Origin of the sequence: Agrobacterium vitis (assembly GCF_037039395.1) — a bacterium.
GTDB lineage: Bacteria > Pseudomonadota > Alphaproteobacteria > Rhizobiales > Rhizobiaceae > Allorhizobium > Allorhizobium vitis_E.
Map to the genome: position 1 here is coordinate 284,877 of NZ_CP146242.1, position 18,858 is coordinate 303,734.

Genomic DNA, 18,858 nt, shown 5'->3' on the forward strand with positions numbered 1-18,858 from the left:
TTGGTCTGGCGTACAACTTATTTGTGGTTCATCGTCAAGGCGCGACTGTCAATCTAGTCCTTTTTCCAGTCTTTAAGCGCAGCAAAGGGCGATGGGCGAATAATCTGCGCGCCTGTATCCTCGTTATGGCCTGAAAATTCAACGCCCGGCTTGCGCGGATAGGGGTCGATTGCCATGGCGGCAAACTCGGCGACCAGCGCGCCCGCATCGATCGTGTCGCCGACGAAGGGTTCCGGCGCGTCCGGTCCGTCCGGGTCCAGCACCATTTCGCCCTGGCCGTCCAGCACAATGCGGGCAAGCTTGGAGCCTTCAGGCACGAAGACCTGCTCCACCTGTTCGCTAATCTGCGTCAGCACCGGCTCCAACGTCACGACGCAGGCCTGCTCGATCTCGCCTTCCACCACGCCCTTGATTCGCACACCGTCGCGCTTCCAGCGGCTGATCTGAAGTTCAGCCTTCAGGGAACGGACAGCCAGCACTTTCCAAAGCTGCGCCAGGCCTTGGCGCTCGGCGTCATTGGCCTCAAGGCGCACCCGTACGGCATTGGCGGAGACATGTCCGACCTTGACGTGATAGGAAAAAGGCGTGTTTGCCAGGGTTTGGCCTTGCGATTTCATCGATGAACCTGCTGCTCTGGAAGAGGAAATGCCAGCGATCCGGTGATCACGGCCTCTTCCGTCGTTTGTAAAAGATATGTTTCCGCTGTGATGGCCCAATGGGCCAGATCCGTCATGGCCGGAAGCGCGGCTTCCGGCACGTCTGGATGGATATTGCGCCGAAAGCCGGCGGCAAGCGCACTCTCATCCTTCAAATCGAGTGCCTTGCCGTAGGATTCAAGGCGTCCATAGAACATTCCCGCCAATTTTTTCATTCGTTTGGGCACAGTCTGGTCGCCGACCCCCAATTCCCGGATGGAATGATCGACATCCTGAAAAAATGCATCGATGATTTCCTGCGCCACTTCCTGACCGCTGCGCTCAGATTTCGCCGTGCGGCGCAGATAGAGAATCAGCACCAGCGACAGCATTTCGAAACGGCCCATCACGGTATCCGGCACGTTGAGCGCCTCATAAAACAGCGGTACGCGGGCGGTTTCCATCAGCACGGCATATTGACGGTCGATAATCTGGCGGTTGTTGCGGCGGGTCTTGAACAGGGTGAAAATCATGGCAGCGCCTATTTTACGTGTTGCCGGCTATTCGTCCGATCCCTGGAGAAAGAGGCGCGACGGCCCGACCGATGTTGCATGATGACTAAAGCTGGTTTACCGAAGCAGTGATGAATTGCAATGCCGTTTTACCGGACAGGCCCTGCCGATGGCAATCGCATCGGCCAAAGCGGGTTCTGGTTTGAAACATATCGTTGCTCAGTCTTTTCAGTTTCCCCGGAAAGGCCACAATGATATGGGCAAGACGCAAGCGGATAAGTACAAGAAGCAACTGGCGCAAGAAATGGCTGGCGCAAGAACGAACCTGGCCTGCAGGCGGGCAGAAGAGAGCATGATGGGAGATGCATCATTGAAGAGACGGTATTTCCGGCCCGACGCCAAGGCAATCGGCCTGGCCGCGATGACCTTGCTGATCGCAACCGGCGGCTTGACCGGCTGCACGACCGGCGAAGTTTTCCATAACGGCTATATTGTAGACCCGAAGGCGCTGGATCTGGTGCCGGTTGGTGCCAGCCGCGAACAGGTCCTGCTATCGCTCGGCACGCCGTCGACCACGGCGACCTTCGATGGCGAGGTATTCTATTATATCTCCCAGACCCGCAAGCGCCCTGTGGCCTTCATGAAGCAGCAGCTGGTCGATCAGCAGGTTCTGGCGATTTACTTCGACAAGAACGGCACTGTGGCCCGGCGCGCCAATTACAGCATGAAGGACGGCAAGGTCTTCGACATGGTCTCGCGCACCACGCCAACCGGCGGCAAGGACCTCAGCTTCCTGCAACAGATCCTGTCGGGCGGCAACGGCGCTACCAACAGCATCAAGAACATGCTCGGCTTCCAATAAGCCGAGCCTCAATACCAAAACAAAACCCGCGGCCTCACGGTCGCGGGTTTTTCTGTGTTTGCGCTCTATGATTCGCCCTCAGCCAGCGAGAATTGCCAGCAGCAACAGGGCAACGATATTGGTGATCTTGATGGCCGGATTGACGGCAGGACCTGCCGTATCCTTGTAGGGATCGCCAACCGTATCGCCTGTCACCGACGCCTTATGGGCGTCTGACCCTTTGAGATGCCTTGTGCCGTCCTTGTCAACAAAGCCGTCCTCGAAGCTTTTCTTGGCATTGTCCCAGGCGCCCCCGCCCGAGGTCATGGAAATTGCCACGAACAGGCCGTTGACGATGACACCCAACAAGGAGGCCCCCAGTGCCGCAAAGGCCGAGGCCTTGGAGCCGGAGACCAGCAGCACGCCGAAATAGACGACGATGGGCGCCAGCACCGGCAGCAATGACGGCACGATCATTTCGCGGATTGCCGCCCTGGTGAGGATATCCACAGCGCGGCCATAATCCGGCTTCTCGGTGCCCTGCATGATGCCGGGCTTTTCGCGGAACTGGCGGCGCACTTCCTCGACGATAGAGCCAGCGGCCCGTCCCACCGCCGTCATGGCGATACCGCCGAACAGATAGGGGATGAGACCACCAAAGATCAGCCCGGCCACCACATAAGGATTGGAGAGGCTGAAGGAAATGTCGCCGATCCCGGCGAAATAGGGGTATTGATCCCCATTGGCGGCGAAATATTGCAGATCGTTGGAATAGGCGGCAAACAGCACAAGCGCGCCCAGCCCTGCCGAACCGATGGCATAGCCCTTGGTAACGGCCTTTGTCGTATTGCCAACCGCGTCCAGCGCGTCGGTAACCTTACGCACCTCCGGCGGCAGATGCGCCATTTCGGCGATGCCGCCAGCATTGTCGGTCACAGGACCGAAAGCGTCGAGCGTCACGATCATACCGGCCAGCCCCAGCATGGTGGTGACGGCGATGGCTGTGCCAAACAGACCGGCGAGTTGATAGGTGGAGATGATGCCACCGATGATCACCAGCGCTGGCAGCGCGGTTGACTCAAGGGAAACCGCCAGCCCCTGGATAACGTTGGTGCCGTGGCCGGTCACCGACGCCTGGGCGATGGAATTGACCGGGCGTTTGTTGGTTCCGGTATAGTATTCGGTGATGACAACGATCAGCGCGGTCACGACCAGACCGAGAATGCCGCAAATAAACAGATTGACGCCGGTGATAGCCTGACCTGCAACGCTGCCAATCGCACCCCAACCGATGGTGAACTGGGTTGCCACGGCCAGACCGATGATCGAAAGCAGGCCAGTGACGACCAGGCCTTTGTAGAGCGCGCCCATGATCGAGCCATTGACGCCGAGCTTGACGAAAAACGTACCGGCAATCGAGGTCAGGATGCAGGTGCCGCAAATCGCCAGCGGATAGATCATCGCGCTTTCCAGTATCGCGCTTCCCGCAAAGAAAATCGCCGCCAGCACCATGGTGGCGACCACGGAGACCGCATAGGTCTCAAACAGGTCGGCGGCCATGCCGGCGCAATCGCCGACATTATCACCGACATTATCGGCAATGGTGGCGGGGTTGCGTGGATCGTCCTCGGGAATGCCCGCCTCGACCTTGCCGACGAGATCGCCGCCGACATCGGCGCCCTTGGTGAAGATACCGCCGCCAAGCCGGGCGAAGATCGAGATCAGCGAAGCGCCGAAGCCGAGCGCCACCAACGCATCGATGACATCGCGCGAGCCGTTGGCATGGCCAAGACCATAGGTCAGAATGAGATAATAAACGGAGACTCCGAGAAGAGCGAGACCTGCCACCAGCATGCCGGTAATGGCCCCGGATTTGAAGGCGATGTCGAGACCGGCGGCCAGGCTCTGGGCCGAGGCCTGCGCGGTGCGGACATTGGCGCGCACCGAAACATGCATGCCGATAAAGCCCGCCGCACCAGAGAGAACCGCGCCGATCAGGAAGCCAATGGCAGCCTCACCCGACAACAGATACCAGACGCCTGCAAACACCACGGCGCCAACGATAGCGATGGTCAGATATTGGCGGGCCAGATAGGCCTGCGCGCCCTCGCGGATATAGCCGGCGATTTCCTGCATGCGCGGCGTGCCCTGGTCAGCGGCCAGCACCGCCTGCGTTGCCCAGACCGCATAGGCCACCGAAATCAAGCCACATAGAATTATGCCTAACAGAACTGCCATTCCAACGCCTCCCTGTTGTACACCGCCCTCTCCTCAAAGGACGTTGCCTGTTTCTAAGGCAGAGTGCGCTTCTCACGCTGCAAAGGTCAAGAGCGTGCAACCGGATTTCAAAGCGTCCTGCCGTGCCAGAACGCAATCGACAACCGCCGGGAATGTTCCGCCGTAAAGAGCTTTGTTGAGGGGGTATCTGGAGCCGTCAGGCCTTGGCGCGACGCTCGGCAAGCAATTGCAGCGCAATCAGCACGAGGCAAAGCACGGTTACCGGCCAGATCACCAGGTTCATCACCGACCAGCCATAGGCGGTAAACACCTTGCCGGAAGAAAAGGACGAGAGGGCAACCGTGCTGAACAGGATGATGTCATGGAAACCCTGAACCTTATCGGCTTCCTGTGGCCGATAGGAGGAGGCAACAATGGCTGTCGCGCCGATGAAGCCGAAATTCCAGCCGATGCCGAGCAGCACCAGCGCGCCCCAGAAATTCCAGAGTTCAACGCCCATATGCGCGACGACGGCGCAGCCCATCAGGATCAACAGACCGGCGGCGACAACTTTTTCCGCTCCGAACCGGCGGATCAGCCGTCCGGTGAAGAAGCTGGGCGCGAACATGGCGATGACATGCCATTGAATGCCGAGTGTTGCCTGATCGGAGGTAAAGCCGCAGCCGATCACCATGGCGAGCGGCGCACCCGTCATCATGAAGGTCATCAATGCATAGGTGCAGATGCCGCAGATCATCCCGGTAATGAAGCGTTGCGTCAGCACGATCTCGCGCAGTGGGCGAGCAGGCTTGGCGCTGTCATCGTGGTGGCCGAGCGGCTGCCCCAGATGAACGAAGCTGAGAATCGCAATGGCCAGCAGCATCAGCGGCGCCAGCGCCAGAAATGCACCGGCAAACAACACCGGCTCGAACAGATCTTTCAGCCAGATCGCCAATTGCGGGCCAAGAATAGCCGAAACGATGCCGCCTGCGAGAATCCAGGAAATGGCCTCGCCCTTGAAATAGCTGGGCGAACTGTCGGCTGCGGCAAAACGGATCTTCTGGGTAAAGCCACTGGAAAGACCGACCAGCAGCAGGCCAAAGGCAAACAGCCAGAAATCGATCCTGAACAGCGCCAGCGTGGCGACCAATCCGCCAATCGCCGCCGAGCCTGCCCCGATGATGAAGGCAGCCTTGCGGCCAAACAAGCGGGACGCAATGGCAATGGCCACCGCACCAAGCGCAACGCCAATGTTGAAGCCGGTGAGCGGCGCTGTCGCCAGCGATTTATCGGCACCCAGCATTTGGTAACCGGCAAGCCCGCCCAGGGAAAAGGACAGGGGCGCTACAGAGCCCAGCACCGCCTGAGCAGCGGTCAGAATAGCAACGGTGCGCTTGGCGCCTCGCAACTGATGTTCAAGGCCAGTGCTGCTTTCCACTGCCATGTCCCTGCCCTTCCCCCGAAGGGCCGTTACTTGACTGCGGGAACCCTGACCTGCTTGGCAATCCGGTCAAGCACCGCATTGACCAGCTTGGGCTCATCTTCCTGGAAAAAGGCGTGGGCAATCTCGACATATTCCGTGACGATCACCGCAATAGGAACATCCTTGCGTTCCAGCAATTCAAACGTACCAGCCCGCAGAATGGCCCGCACGGTGCTGTCCACCCGGGCCAGCGACCAATCATCCTGCAAGGCCTGACGGATCAGCGGGTCGATCTTGGTCTGGTCGCGGACCACACCGGCCACGATGGAGCGAAACCAGGAGGCATCGGCCTTCAGATAGGTTTCGCCGTCGATTTCCTGACCGAGACGATGGGTCTCGTATTCAGCAACGACTTCGAGAACGCCGGTGCCGCCGATATCCATCTGGTAAAGCGCCTGCACGGCGGCAAGCCGTGCTGCGCCGCGCTGGTTGGCGGTCTTTACCGGTGGTTTGTTATTTTCGGTCGTCATCGGTTCAACCACCAAATTTCTGCTTCAGGGCAATCATCGTCAGGGCGGCGCGAGCGGCAAAGCCACCCTTATCCTTGTCCGTCCGCTTGACGCGGGCCCAGGCCTGTTCGTCATTCTCCACCGTCAGGATGCCGTTGCCGATGGCAAGCGATTCTGAGACGGAAAGATCCATCAGGGCGCGGGAGGATTCGTTGGCGACGATATCGAAGTGATAGGTCTCGCCCCTGATAACCATGCCGAGAGCCACATAGCCATCATAGACCACGCCGCCATTGTCGGCGCCGTCGAGCGCCATGGAAATCGCTGCGGGAACTTCGAGCGCGCCCATGACAGTAACGATGTCATAGCTGGCGCCAGCCTCATCCAGCACCGCCTTGGCGCCGTCCAGAAGCGCATCGGCCATGTCGTCGTAGAAACGGGCCTCGACAATAAGAAGGTGCGGTGCGGAATACTGGTCAGACATAAGCGGTCACCCCGGAACGGATGGAGAAAATGGCAATGATTGGATGCGGGGTCAAACCATGCCCTACCCCGAATGGCAAGTGTTTTTCCGCAAAACCCGCCGAAATGCCGCCAAAGCCTTGCAATCCTGCTCCCTTGGCCGCCCACCTCCAGCACTCTCGCACATTATTGTGACCAAGCCCGCAAAATACCGGTTTTGCGCCTGCAGAAGACATTTTACTGACTCATCGGTCATTGGAAGGCGCGCCACTGAGGCAGGCACAACAGAAGACGCCCTTCGTCAGCCCGCTGATAAATATCAGTAATCCTGCAAAAAACCGGGCCAGAAAACCGGGACTGATAAGTGGCCAGCGGCGACACTTTCGCCCGCGCTAAAAATGGCGATTTGATGAAAATCAAGATGACGGATTTGTAACCCATCAAGGCGGTCTGAGGGCTGGAAATCGCCTTTGTTGCGACGCACATCAATCATCACCGGCAAGCGTCTTGGACGAGATAAGCCGGGGGATAATTTGGATCAGGAGATTACCGATGAACCGTGTCGGACATATGCTCAGTGCTTCTACCGTCGCCGCCATTTCTTTCGGTGGCGCATCCCAGGCCGCTATTGAAGTGGCCTCCGAAGATGGTCATCCTCAGTCAGTACAGGCAATTGTCGGCAACCGACTGACAGTCGTGCCGCTGCGTGGCCTTCAGACATCCGACCCAATGCGCCAGGCGCTGGATGCCCAGGACCCACATTCCGCCCAGGCGCGCAAGTTGCAGGCCGCTATTATTGCCAATCCGAAATTGATGCGTCAGCTCGATGGCCAGGGCGTCGATGTCACCACCATTGTTGGCATGGTCACAGTCGATGACGGCAGCATCTCGGTGTTTACGGCCTCTGCCTGACGGATCTGTGCGGAAGGAGCTACCCGGCCCTTCCGCCCTTTCTCACAAAGCGCATAGGTTTTTACGCCTTTGGAAATTCCGCGAGCCTTGCCGCATAGCGCGCCATGGTATCGACTTCGAAATTGACGAAATCGCCGACTTCCCGGTCGCCCCAGGTGGTCACTTCCAGCGTGTGGCGGATCAGCAGGATGTCAAAGTCGCAGCCCTCGACACCATTGACCGTGAGCGAGGTTCCGTCCAGCGCAACCGAACCCTTCGGAGCGACGAAACGGGCCAGGTGCTCGGGTACCCGCAGGGTGAATCGGGTCGCATCGCCTTCGGCTTTGATCGCCAGGATCTCGGCCTTGTCATCGACATGACCCGAGACGATATGGCCGCCAAGTTCGTCGCCGATTTTCAACGAGCGTTCCAGGTTGATCCGTGTGCCTTTTTGCCAGCTGCCGATGGTGGTCAGTCGCAGGGCTTCTTCCCAGGCTTCCACTTCAAACCACCGCGCATTGCTGCCTGTTTCAGGCAGACCGGTGACTGTCAGGCAGGTCCCGGAATGCGCGATGGACGCGCCCATGTCGATCGTTGCCGGATCATAGGATGTGGCGATGCGCAGCTTTACGCCTTCCTTCAGAGGCACGACTTCTTCCACGGTGCCTATATCGGTGACAATGCCTGTAAACATCAGAAATCCCGCTCATATTCATCAAACCGATCCGCGCCGAAGGTCACACTGCGCAGATGACGAAAATTTTCCGGTATATTGGCAGGCGTGATCGGCGATGCAAGACCACTACGGCCGATTTCATCCGGTCCCTGGTAAAGATGGATGCGATCCACCAGGCCCGCGTTCAGGAAGGCCTTTGCCGCAGCAGCCCCACCTTCGACCAGCAGGGAAGACATGCCCTGCACAGCCAGTTGACCCAGGAGATCGTCAAGATCGGCGACCGGCCAGACATCAACGCCCACAGCCTGCAATGCCGTGCGGCTCGCCTCGAAACTTTCCATGCAGGTAAAGCTGGAAGGCTCACCGCAGGCGCAAACCGTTGGCATTTGACCCGCCGTTTTCACCAGTTTCGAGCCAAGTGGCAGTTCCAGCCGCCGGTCGAGCACGATGCGCATCGGCGACAGATGGGTCTGTCCAGCCAGCCGCACCGTCAGTTCCGGATCATCGGCCTTTGCCGTGCCAATCCCGACCAGAATGGCATCACTTTCAGCGCGCAGCAACTGCACCTGGGTACGGGCCAGCGGCCCGGTAATCGCCACCTGCCCCTCGCCCGCCCGGCCAATCATGCCATCACGCGACAGGGCCAGTTTCAGCGTCACATGTGGGCGCTGTTTCGTCTGGCGGGTCAAATAGCCGGCGAGACCATAGCGCGCCTCGCGCTCCAGCACGCCGGTCACCACCTCAATCCCCGCGTCCGTCAGGATGGACAGACCGCGGCCTGAAACACGCGGGTCCGGGTCGGTGACGGCAACGACAACCCGTGCCACGCCAGCCTCAACCAGCGCGTCGGCACAAGGCGGGGTCTTGCCATGATGGGAACAGGGTTCAAGCGTCACATAGGCCGTCGCGCCCCGGGCTTTTTCACCGGCAATCGCCAGGGCCTGACGCTCCGCATGCGGGCGTCCGCCAATGGCTGTAACGGCTGATCCTATGATTTTTCCATCGGCGACGATAACGCAGCCAACTGATGGGTTTGTCAGCGTTTGCCCAAGATGACTGCGGCCGAGCCGGATCGCTGCCGCCATGAACCGCTGATCATCGGGCTGTTCGCGCACCATACTTACCCCGGCTCGTGATCCTGGGAAATCTTGGCGGTAATTTCGGAAATGACCTGCTCGAAATCCTCGGCATGGGAAAAATCGCGATAGACCGAGGCGTAACGCACGAAAGCCACGTCATCGAGACTTTTCAGCGCTTCCAGCACCTGCAAGCCGATCTGTTCGGAGGAAATTTCCGTCTCGCCGGAGCTTTCCAGCCGCCTGACGATGCCCGAGACTGCCCTTTCGATCCGGTCCCGGTCGACGGGACGTTTGCGAAGGGCAATCTCGAAAGACCGCACCAGCTTGTTGCGGTCGAAAGGCGCCTTGCGGCCCGTCTTTTTCAACACGGTCAGCTCGCGCAGTTGCACGCGCTCGAACGTGGTGAAGCGGCCGCCGCAATCCGGGCAGATCCGACGCCGGCGGATGGCGCTATTGTCCTCCGCCGGGCGTGAATCCTTGACCTGGGTATCGTCCGAACCGCAAAACGGGCACCGCATCTATTCGCCTTACAGGTAAGGATACATCGGGAAACGGCCCGTCAGGCCAACGACCTTCTCGCGCACGCTTGCCTCGACGGCGCTATTGCCCTCGTCGGAATTGGCAGCTTTCAGACCGTCGAGAACTTCAACAATCAGATTGCCGATCTCGATGAATTCGGCCTCCTTGAAGCCACGGGTCGTGCCAGCCGGTGTTCCGAGACGAACACCCGAGGTAACGAAAGGCTTTTCAGGATCGAAGGGAATGCCGTTCTTGTTGCAGGTGACATAGGCGCGGCCAAGTGCTGCCTCGGCGCGCTTGCCGGTGGCGTTCTTTTTGCGCAGGTCGACCAGCATCAAATGGTTGTCGGTACCGCCGGAGACGATGTCGAGGCCACCCTTGACCAGGGTCTCGGACAGGGCCTTGGCGTTCTTTACCACCTGAGCGGCATAATCCTGGAATTCCGGCTGCAAGGCTTCGCCGAAAGCAACCGCCTTGGCAGCGATCACATGCATCAGTGGGCCACCCTGGAGGCCAGGGAAAACAGCCGAATTGAACTTCTTGGCCAGATCCTCGTCATTGGTGAGGATCATGCCGCCACGCGGGCCACGCAACGACTTGTGGGTCGTGGTGGTGGCAACGTGGCAATGCGGGAACGGCGACGGATGCTGATTGCCAGCGACCAGACCGGCGATATGGGCCATATCGACCATCAGATAGGCGCCGACTTCGTCTGCGATCTCGCGGAAGCGCTTCCAGTCCCAGATCCGCGAATAGGCGGTGCCACCGGCGATGATCAGCTTGGGCTTATGCTTGCGGGCGGATTCGGCCACCGCATCCATATCCAGCAGATTGTCGTCCTGGCGCACGCCGTAAGAAACGACATTGAACCACTTGCCGGACATGTTGACCGGCGAACCGTGGGTGAGATGGCCCCCGGAATTCAGATCGAGACCCATGAAGGTATCGCCGGGCTGCAACAAAGCCAAGAACACGGCCTGGTTCATCTGCGAACCGGAATTGGGCTGAACATTGGCAAAATTGACGCCGAACAGCTTCTTGGCACGCTCGATCGCCAATTCCTCGGCAATATCGACGAACTGGCAGCCGCCATAATAGCGCTTGCCCGGATAGCCCTCGGCATATTTGTTGGTCATGATCGAGCCCTGTGCTTCCAGCACAGCGCGCGAGACGATATTTTCGGAGGCGATCAGCTCGATTTCATGGCGTTGACGACCGAGCTCCTTCTCAATCGCACCAAAAATATCCGGGTCGGACTCGGCAAGCGGACGGGAAAAGAAAGCATCGGTATTGGCCATGATCGCAGTCTCCTGAAAGCGTTGATGCCTGCGCGTCTTAACGTTCCGCGCGCCGGAGGGCAAGACGCGGAAGCGACATTTGCAGCTCGAACTCCCCGGACATTTCCGGGATCGTCACGCGTGGTTTAAAAAATCCCCTGAATCAGACAAGGGCCGGATTGATCCCGGCCCTTGTCGTTAAAAAGTCCTTGCGGCAGTGGATTACCGGGGAAGCGCATCGTCTTCGATATTGCCCGGGTTCTGCTCAACGCCAATATTGGTTTGCAGCGCCAACTGGGCATCGCCATCCCGCTTGTAAATATCGTCACGGAACTGCACGACATTGTCCTTGGCCGACCACGCCGTGATGTAAACGATATAGACAGGCACTTCCTGCGAAAGCTTGATCACGTTGTTCTGGCGCGTCGAAATCACCCGCTCGATTTCCTGACGGTTCCAGCCGGGCGTATCCCTCAGCAACCACGTAATCAGATCGCGAACGTTCTGGACGCGCATACAGCCGGAGGATTCAAAGCGCATCAGCTTGTTGAACAGGCCCTGCTGCGGCGTATCGTGCAGATATTCATTGTTCGGATTGTGAAAGTTGATCTTCGTCGACGCCATGGCGTTGATCTTGCCAGGATCCTGACGGAACATCAGGTTCGGTGCCTTGGGGGCATTCCAATCCACAGTTTCCGGGGCTACCTCCTGGCCTTTGCCATCGAAGAGGCGGATATTGTTGCGCGTCAGATAGGTCGGGTCCTTGCGCATCAGCGGCACGATGTCCTTTTCGACGATCGAGCGCGGCGCAGTCCAGTAAGGGTTCAGGATGACTTCATAGATCTTGGAATTGATGGAATGGGTCGGGCGGTCGATACGGCCAACGACGGCATTGGTGCGCAACGCGACGCGATCATTTTCGACGGCCTCGATAGACATCGAGGGAATGTTGACCATGACATACCGGCTACCCAGATCACCGGACATCGCCTGCAGGCGAACCAGATTGGTATTGAGCTGGTTGAGGCGCACGTCGGCAGAGATATTCATGGCTTTCAGCGTGTATTCGCCAAGCGCGCCATCGGTGGGTAGACCATGCCGGGCCTGAAAACGCTTCACCGCACCATCGACATAGGTATCGAAGGAATTGGACATGCCCGCTTCCTGGCCAAGATCGCCTGAGATCATCAGGCGTTGGCGCAGCAGCTGCACGGTCGGATCAACGGACCCGAGTTTCAATTTCACCGAGGGATTGACCTGCGGCCAACCGCCCTGGGCAACGATCTGCTGATAGGCGGCAATGGCCAATTGCAGGTTCGGCAGGTTGGTAGCGCTCAACATCGGCGAATTGGATGTCACCGAAGCGACCGCGCGTGACGTCTGGGCATCGAACTGGTCGTCCCAATTGCCCCGCGACCGGGCATTGATCAGTTCGTCGACGGCGGATTGCGCCATGGCGGTCCCGGCCAGCGTGGATGCACCCACCAATGCCGCGCCTCTCAGCAATGCTCTGCGAGAGACCGAAACCAGTTTAATCTTTTCCGCCATAGTCTTCTATTTCCCTACCGATCCACCGATCCCGAAACGCTTTAGCCCATGGGAGACGATCAGGTCCCATGAAGGCCTTGTGCTTAATAAAGCCGGAGGCGTTCCGCAATCATTGTTTTCACCGCAGGAAACGTTTGCCGCTATCGCTTGTTCCAAAAGCCCTCTGCCCTACAGAATTCTTTTGAAACCGGGCGAAGGCGAGGCTTCAGCGCGGGTCGAACAACCAGCTTATTCCACAGTCTGGCGGTCCCATATCAATATGGCCAAAGCTTGTCAGGCCCGATGCGCTCACAACACTGTGTTGAATAAGCGTGTGCGCATCAAAACAAAGCGAGGCGATATCGGCCTGCCAGGATTGAATGACCGTTACCGGTCCATCAAGGCAGCAAAGCCAGACATTGCAGCCGGTTGGACTACATCCGATAGGCGATCGTATCGTTCCAGAAGCGATCGAGACGCTGCAACAACCTGTTCATCTGGTTGAATTCATCCGGACCGATGCCGCCGACCTTCTGGATGGAGCCGACGTGACGCTCATAGAGCTTGGCGACGGTTTCGGCAATATCCTGGCCTTCCGGCGTCAGGGAAATACGAACCGAACGGCGATCGACACGCGAGCGGGAATGATTGATGAAACCAAGGTCGACCAGCTTCTTGACGTTATAGGAAACGTTGGAGCCGAGGTAATAACCGCGAGACCGCAATTCACCGGCGGTCAGCTCGGAATTGCCGATGTTAAACAGCAGCAAAGCCTGAACTGCATTGACGTCGTTGCGGCCCTGACGGTCGAATTCGTCCTTGATGACGTCGAGCAGGCGGCGGTGCAGGCGCTCCACCAGATGCAGGGAATCAAGATAGAGGGAACGGATGGTCTGCTCTTCGTGATCGATAGCGGACACCTGCGGTTTGATCTTTGTCGTGGTCATATCGTCTGCCTCACTGTTTGGGTGGCGGCCTTGTTGGTTTCCAACCGCCTTGTGAGTGACAATATCGAATGCAGATAAAATTCTATTTAAAACGCAGGCTTAACAGAGGCTTACCATTCAGCCTGACTGTATCAGGGTAAACCATTCCTTATGCCGTGACGCGCCGGCGCTTTTGCAGCAGGATCGCCAGACGAAAAGCGATATAGACGACAGCGACAATCAGATGGAATGCGACGATCAGCGGATCGCGCCCGAAAATGCCCGGCCACACGGCATGCATCAGGATCTGACCACTGGCGGCAATCACCCAGATGACCGGCCCCCAGGAGACCGTCATCCACAACCCAACCCCTGCCACCGGCAGCATCACGGCCAGCCCGCAGCTGGCAATGCGCCAAGGCACATTCATCAGATCGAACCGCCCAAGGCCGTCACCTGCAAAGCCCACCAGAAGCCCCCAGAATTGCAGGCCTAGCCAAAGGCAGGCAAGCGCAACGACGCGCAGGAAGAGCACGAACAACAGGTCTACCAGGCTGGGCTTTGGCGTATGGACGACATCATCAATCATCCTGCGACGATATCGCATAATTGACTGGACCGGTATCGGCGACAGGTGAAATTTATGGGGAGACAAACAATCCGCAGACGGTTTTATCCGAGCATCGCTATGCCCGGGGATGGGGCCAGGAGGTGGGGCCCGGGGATGGGAGTGGGGGCGGTCAGGTTGCCGCAGTGGGCAAACATCCCGGTGCATGATAAATGGCATCATAAGAGAGCAGGCCTGAAGACTGGAGACCGCGATGACCAACAAGACCCACCTCGTCGACGACATTACCGGCCACCGGCGCATGCGCCGCAACCGCAAGGCGGACTGGACGCGCAGGCTGGTACAGGAAAGCCGGCTGACGGTGGACGACCTGATCTGGCCGATCTTCCTCGTACCCGGCAGCGGCATCATCGAGCCGATCGCCGCCATGCCTGGCGTCAACAGGATGAGTGTCGACAAGGCCGTCGAAGCGGTGAAAGAAGCCGCCGATCTCGGCATTCCCGCCATTGCCACCTTTCCGAATATCGAGATGAACCTGCGCGACCAGACGGGTTCCCATATCCTGGAAGCCAATAACCTGCTCAACCAGGCGACAGCCGCCATCAAGAAAGCCGTCGCCAACATCGGCGTGATTACCGATGTGGCGCTGGACCCGTTCACCAGCCATGGGCATGACGGTATTTTGCGCGGCGATGATATCGTCAATGACGAAACGGTCGATCAGGTCGTCAAGGCCGCCATCCTGCAGGCCGATGCCGGCTCCGACATTATCGCCCCTTCCGAAATGATGGATGGGCGAATCGGCGCCATCCGCCGCGGGCTCGACGCCGCCGGTCACCAGTCGGTCGGCATCATGTCCTATGCGACGAAATTCTCCTCCGGCTATTACGGTCCCTATCGCGAAGCGATTTCCACCGCAGGTCTGCTGAAGGGCGACAAGAACAGCTATTACATCAGCCCGGCCAATGGCACCGAAGCAGTGCGGGATGCCGCCATGGATGTCGAGGAAGGGGCGGATATGCTGATGGTCAAGCCCGGCCTGCCCTATCTGGATATCTGCTGGCGTCTCAAGGAAGCGTTCAGCCTGCCGGTCTTCGCCTATCAGGTGTCAGGCGAATATGCGCAGATCAAAGCAGCCGGTCTGAATGGTTGGATCGACGAGGAGCGGGTGATGATGGAAACGCTGCTCTGCTTCAAACGGGCCGGATGCGACGGTATTCTCAGTTATTTCGCCGTGGACGCGGCAAAGCGGCTTGCCAGAAGCTGAGTGTTTTCGGCCTGCCATAACAAAGTGCCAGGCGATTGTATTTCGGAGCGGGGCTTCCCATATCATCGTCATCGACCAAGGAGACGATCATGAGCTTCGATCCGAATATAACCACCGTGGCTCCCACCGACTGGCGCGCCTATAGCGGCGTGCTGTCGCGCCGGGTCTTTGCCTTCATCATCGATTACGTCCTGGTCGGGTTACTCTGGGTTCCCGCCGCCGTCGTGGTGTTCTTCCTCGGCGTCATCACGCTTGGCCTCGGCTGGCTCCTGTATCCCATTCTGTTTTTCATCGTCGCGGGCCTTTACTTCGGTCTGTCGCTGGCTGGCCGCTCTCAGGCGACGCCTGGCATGCGCGCCATGGGAATTGCCATGATTCGCCTGGATGGCAGCAAGATCGATTTCGTCACGGCCATTGCCCATCTGGCGCTGTTCTGGATCCTCAATTCCGTGTTGACGCCACTGATCCTGCTGGCGGGACTGTTTACCGATCGCTCCCGACTGGTCCATGACTTGTTGCTCGGCACCGCTGCGCTTCGCGCTGGCTGAGTGAGACGCAATGCCGACCAAAAATTGGTAGTCACGAAGGGAGCGCTCACAATTTCACGTTGAACAACCGAATCGTGAAATGAAATAGTTGACCTTTTGAAATCTTGAGCCATGCTAGACATGAACTTGAAGGTCATGAGCAATACCGGGAATCATTGAAAGTGGCTTTTGGTATTGCACTTTTGGATAGCTCAACCGCTTGATGCATTTGAGATATTCGACATTCCTGCAAGGTGAGGATGCGTTAGCACCTTCGATGTCTTGGTGTAATGTGCATTCCCGGCCAAAGAAGCCAGCGCGCTTTTCCGGGTGCCTGAGAGGACGCATAGACAAAGCATGAACACGCAGGCCGCTACGTCTCCGCAGTTTTATCTGACAGCGCCCGCGCCCTGCCCTTACCTGGCGGGGGAAATGGAGCGGAAGGTCTTTACGCATCTTGTTGGACCACGCGCGCCGGAAATGAACGATCTTCTGACACAGGGCGGCTTTCGCCGGTCGCAGAATATCGCCTACCGTCCGGCCTGCGAAACCTGCCGCGCCTGCATATCGGTGCGGATCGTTGCCCGGGAATTCCAGCCGAACCGAACCATGCGCCGCGTAGCAGGCGTCAATACCGATCTCACCAGCAGCGTATTTGCAGCCCAGCCTTCGACCGAACAATTTTCCCTGTTTCGCACCTATCTCGATCATCGCCACCAGCAGGGTGGCATGTCGGACATGTCGGCGCTCGACTTTGCGATCATGGTGGAAGACAGCCATGTGAAAACCAAGGTGATTGAATATCGCCTGCCGAAAGTGGACGACGACAGCGACCGCCCAGGCGAGCTGGTAGCCGTGGCCCTATCCGATATTCTCAGTGACGGATTGTCGATGGTTTATTCCTTCTTCAATCCGGCAATGGAAAAACGGTCTCTCGGCACCTTCATGGTTCTCGACCATATTCGCCGCGCCAACGAGATGGGCCTACCCCATGTCTATCTTGGCTACTGGGTGAACGGCTCGCGTAAAATGGGATATAAAATCCGCTTCCTGCCGCAGGAACATCTGCTCAGCCAGGGCTGGACCCGCTATGAGCCAGAGAGCGGCGTCGAAGAGTAAACCGAAGCTCACTCTTCGTATTCCTTTGCATCCTCCTCAAGAGGAGGATTCGTTATCATCTTCGGGACTTGGACGAATGGATCAAGCGACCCGAGCCGCCTGATCGGCAGCCTCGCGGCGATGGGATAGCCATTCCGGCAGGACGTCCGCCGCCATGGGACGCGACAGCCAGAAGCCCTGGATCTCATCGCAACCCATCGATTGCAGGAGATCGGCGGCTTCCAGCGTTTCGACGCCTTCCGCCACCACTTCATAACCCAGACTGTGCGAGAGGTTGATCATCGATTGCACCAACACACGCTCGCGATTGCCTTTTGCCATATCCGCGACGAAAGAACGGTCGATCTTCACAACATCAGCCGGCAATTTCTGCATATAGGCCAGGCTGCTATAGCCAGTGCCGAAATCGTCGATCGCCAGCCGGACACCATGGGCGCTCAGCGCGTGAAGAAGGTCGAGTGACTTTTCGGTCTCTCCCATCATCGCCGTCTCCGTCAGTTCAAATTCGATCTGACCTGGCAAGACATCGTATTTCGCCAGTTTTTCCTTCAGCAGTTCCAGAAATTCTGGCTCATTCAAATTCAGAGCCGAAATATTGATCGACAATCGCATATCGATGCCTTGACCCCGCAGAACGGCCAGATGGGACAGCGCCTTGTCGATCACCCAGGCGCTCATGGCGCGCACCAGATCGGAGGCTTCGATAACCGGCACGAATTCGGCTGGTGAAATCGACCCCAGTTCAGGGTGGTTCCAGCGCAGCAGTGCTTCCGCGCATTCCGCCTGACCGGTTTTCAGAGACAGCCGCGGCTGGAAAACCAGATGCAATTGATCCTGAGACGCCAGAGCGACAGGAAAATCCTGCAAAAGTCGGAAGTTACGACGATGCAGCAGGTCATGATCGTCGGAGAAAAAGGCAATGCCGGTTTCGCTGTCACGCGCATCTTGAACCGCACTTTGCAGCGAGCGCAGCACGTTTTCCGGCTCCATTGCGCCGGGATTGAACCAGGTCACCCCAAGCGAGGGCGTCATCGTCAAACGAAGATTGGCCACCTCACCGACATCGGACAGCAAGCGTTCCAGCATAGGAAGCAGGCTTTCGGACGTGGCGTCCTCCGGCGGGATCAAGGCAAACTGCATCGCGCCAATATGATAGGAGGCGATATGATCGCCCATCGACCTCTGCAGGAACTGCGCCACGGAGCGGATGACACCATCCAGATGCGATGGGCCCATGACACGCGACAACCGGTCGAACTGCATGGTGCGCGCGAGATCGAGAACGCCAATCAACCGTTCCTTGCCACCGCCATGCCTGCCAATATCGGCAAGGTCGCTCAACAATTGGAAACGGTTGGGCAGGCCGCTGGCGGCTTCAATCCGGCCAACGGCATGCTGCATTTCTATCTGCGCCATCACCATGGCCGCCATATCCGACAACACAGCCATTTCCCTGTCGCCGACCGTGTGCGGTTCATTGTCAAGAACGCAGAGCGCGCCCAGCGAATAACCATCCGTCGTCATCAGCGGCACACCGGCATAGAAGCGAACGCCGGCCTGACCGAGGGGACTATCGACATAAAAGGCGTCATTGTGAAAATCGTTGACGATCAGCGGCCGACAGGTTTCCGCGACTTCAGCACAGGGCGCCTTGAACCGTGGAATATGGTTATGATCGATTCCCACTTTCGACTTGAACCACTGGCGATCGACATCGGTCAGCGACACCGCCGCGACCGGCAATCCGAAAAATTCCGATACGATTCGGGTAATCCGGTCGAAGCTTTCGCTTGGCAGGGTATCGAGTATTTTCAGGTTGCGTAGGCTGTTCAGTCTCGCCAGTTCGCGCTCTTGGTCCACGGTCATCGCCTTCTTAGTAGGGC

At 58.3% G+C, this 18,858-nt stretch carries 20 protein-coding genes; 5 read left to right on the forward strand and 15 right to left on the reverse strand.

Features of this window, described 5'->3' with window-relative positions:
• Positions 1–53: 53 nt before the first annotated feature.
• Both V6582_RS03905 and V6582_RS03910 read right to left on the reverse strand, forming a co-directional pair.
• Entirely contained in the window at positions 54–617 is a 564-nt protein-coding gene (locus V6582_RS03905; RefSeq protein WP_060715802.1) for a YceD family protein, read from the reverse strand.
• Positions 614–1,168: a ubiquinol-cytochrome C chaperone family protein gene (locus V6582_RS03910; protein ID WP_156632303.1), complete on the reverse strand. Its 555-nt coding sequence runs from the start codon at positions 1,166–1,168 to the stop codon at positions 614–616. Before V6582_RS03910 ends, V6582_RS03905 begins: the two co-directional genes overlap by 4 nt.
• Positions 1,169–1,502: 334 nt before the next feature.
• Between V6582_RS03910 and V6582_RS03915 the strand changes: the two genes are divergently transcribed.
• Positions 1,503–2,009, forward strand: a complete 507-nt coding sequence (locus V6582_RS03915) for an outer membrane protein assembly factor BamE (protein ID WP_060716020.1) — start codon at positions 1,503–1,505, stop codon at positions 2,007–2,009.
• Positions 2,010–2,087: 78 nt separating this feature from the next.
• On the opposite strand, the gene V6582_RS03920 is transcribed toward V6582_RS03915, so the two are convergent.
• From V6582_RS03920 to V6582_RS03940, 5 genes are all read right to left on the reverse strand, one after another.
• A complete protein-coding gene (locus V6582_RS03920) occupies positions 2,088–4,226 on the reverse strand; it encodes a sodium-translocating pyrophosphatase (RefSeq protein WP_156632304.1) in 2,139 nt (712 codons plus the stop codon).
• Positions 4,227–4,422: 196 nt separating this feature from the next.
• The gene (locus tag V6582_RS03925) at positions 4,423–5,649 is read right to left on the reverse strand and encodes an MFS transporter (protein WP_156632305.1); all 1,227 of its coding nucleotides are present in this window, start codon (positions 5,647–5,649) and stop codon (positions 4,423–4,425) included.
• A gap of 26 nt (positions 5,650–5,675) precedes the next feature.
• On the reverse strand, positions 5,676–6,158 hold the full coding sequence (gene nusB, locus V6582_RS03930) for a transcription antitermination factor NusB (RefSeq protein WP_015915584.1): 483 nt from the start codon (positions 6,156–6,158) through the stop codon (positions 5,676–5,678).
• A 4-nt stretch (positions 6,159–6,162) separates the two neighbouring features.
• A complete protein-coding gene (ribH, locus tag V6582_RS03935) occupies positions 6,163–6,621 on the reverse strand; it encodes a 6,7-dimethyl-8-ribityllumazine synthase (protein WP_015915583.1) in 459 nt (152 codons plus the stop codon).
• Between the two features lie 297 nt (positions 6,622–6,918).
• Positions 6,919–7,092, reverse strand: a complete 174-nt coding sequence (locus tag V6582_RS03940; RefSeq protein WP_156632306.1) for a hypothetical protein — start codon at positions 7,090–7,092, stop codon at positions 6,919–6,921.
• Positions 7,093–7,151: 59 nt separating this feature from the next.
• Here V6582_RS03940 and V6582_RS03945 point away from each other — a divergent pair, with 59 nt between their 5' ends.
• Positions 7,152–7,511, forward strand: coding sequence for a hypothetical protein (locus V6582_RS03945; RefSeq protein WP_060715806.1), 360 nt, complete (start codon positions 7,152–7,154; stop codon positions 7,509–7,511).
• A 61-nt stretch (positions 7,512–7,572) separates the two neighbouring features.
• On the opposite strand, the gene V6582_RS03950 is transcribed toward V6582_RS03945, so the two are convergent.
• From V6582_RS03950 to V6582_RS03980, 7 genes are all read right to left on the reverse strand, one after another.
• Positions 7,573–8,184: a riboflavin synthase gene (locus V6582_RS03950; protein ID WP_156632307.1), complete on the reverse strand. Its 612-nt coding sequence runs from the start codon at positions 8,182–8,184 to the stop codon at positions 7,573–7,575.
• Positions 8,184–9,284: a bifunctional diaminohydroxyphosphoribosylaminopyrimidine deaminase/5-amino-6-(5-phosphoribosylamino)uracil reductase RibD gene (gene ribD, locus V6582_RS03955; protein WP_156632308.1), complete on the reverse strand. Its 1,101-nt coding sequence runs from the start codon at positions 9,282–9,284 to the stop codon at positions 8,184–8,186. The genes V6582_RS03950 and ribD overlap by 1 nt, the downstream gene beginning before the upstream one ends.
• A 2-nt stretch (positions 9,285–9,286) precedes the next feature.
• Complete coding sequence (nrdR, locus tag V6582_RS03960) at positions 9,287–9,763, reverse strand: transcriptional regulator NrdR (RefSeq protein WP_015915579.1); 477 nt, start codon at positions 9,761–9,763, stop codon at positions 9,287–9,289.
• Between the two features lie 9 nt (positions 9,764–9,772).
• The gene (glyA, locus tag V6582_RS03965) at positions 9,773–11,062 is read right to left on the reverse strand and encodes a serine hydroxymethyltransferase (protein WP_156632309.1); all 1,290 of its coding nucleotides are present in this window, start codon (positions 11,060–11,062) and stop codon (positions 9,773–9,775) included.
• Positions 11,063–11,263: 201 nt separating this feature from the next.
• Positions 11,264–12,589, reverse strand: a complete 1,326-nt coding sequence (locus tag V6582_RS03970; RefSeq protein WP_156632310.1) for a L,D-transpeptidase family protein — start codon at positions 12,587–12,589, stop codon at positions 11,264–11,266.
• A 413-nt stretch (positions 12,590–13,002) separates the two neighbouring features.
• Complete coding sequence (gene ldtR, locus V6582_RS03975) at positions 13,003–13,515, reverse strand: transcriptional regulator LdtR (protein WP_015915576.1); 513 nt, start codon at positions 13,513–13,515, stop codon at positions 13,003–13,005.
• Positions 13,516–13,663: 148 nt separating this feature from the next.
• A complete protein-coding gene (locus V6582_RS03980) occupies positions 13,664–14,083 on the reverse strand; it encodes a DUF6163 family protein (RefSeq protein WP_234632326.1) in 420 nt (139 codons plus the stop codon).
• Between the two features lie 232 nt (positions 14,084–14,315).
• On the opposite strand from V6582_RS03980, the gene hemB reads away from it, so the two are divergent.
• The 3 genes from hemB to V6582_RS03995 all read left to right on the forward strand — a co-directional run bounded on the left by hemB (position 14,316) and on the right by V6582_RS03995 (position 16,975).
• Entirely contained in the window at positions 14,316–15,329 is a 1,014-nt protein-coding gene (gene hemB / locus V6582_RS03985; RefSeq protein ID WP_156632312.1) for a porphobilinogen synthase, read from the forward strand.
• Between the two features lie 89 nt (positions 15,330–15,418).
• Complete coding sequence (locus tag V6582_RS03990; protein ID WP_156632313.1) at positions 15,419–15,877, forward strand: RDD family protein; 459 nt, start codon at positions 15,419–15,421, stop codon at positions 15,875–15,877.
• A 336-nt stretch (positions 15,878–16,213) separates the two neighbouring features.
• The gene (locus V6582_RS03995) at positions 16,214–16,975 is read left to right on the forward strand and encodes an arginyltransferase (RefSeq protein WP_156632314.1); all 762 of its coding nucleotides are present in this window, start codon (positions 16,214–16,216) and stop codon (positions 16,973–16,975) included.
• Between the two features lie 81 nt (positions 16,976–17,056).
• Here the strand turns inward: V6582_RS03995 and V6582_RS04000 are convergent, their stop codons facing one another.
• On the reverse strand, positions 17,057–18,841 hold the full coding sequence (locus V6582_RS04000) for a sensor domain-containing phosphodiesterase (protein WP_156632315.1): 1,785 nt from the start codon (positions 18,839–18,841) through the stop codon (positions 17,057–17,059).
• Positions 18,842–18,858 lie beyond the last annotated feature (17 nt).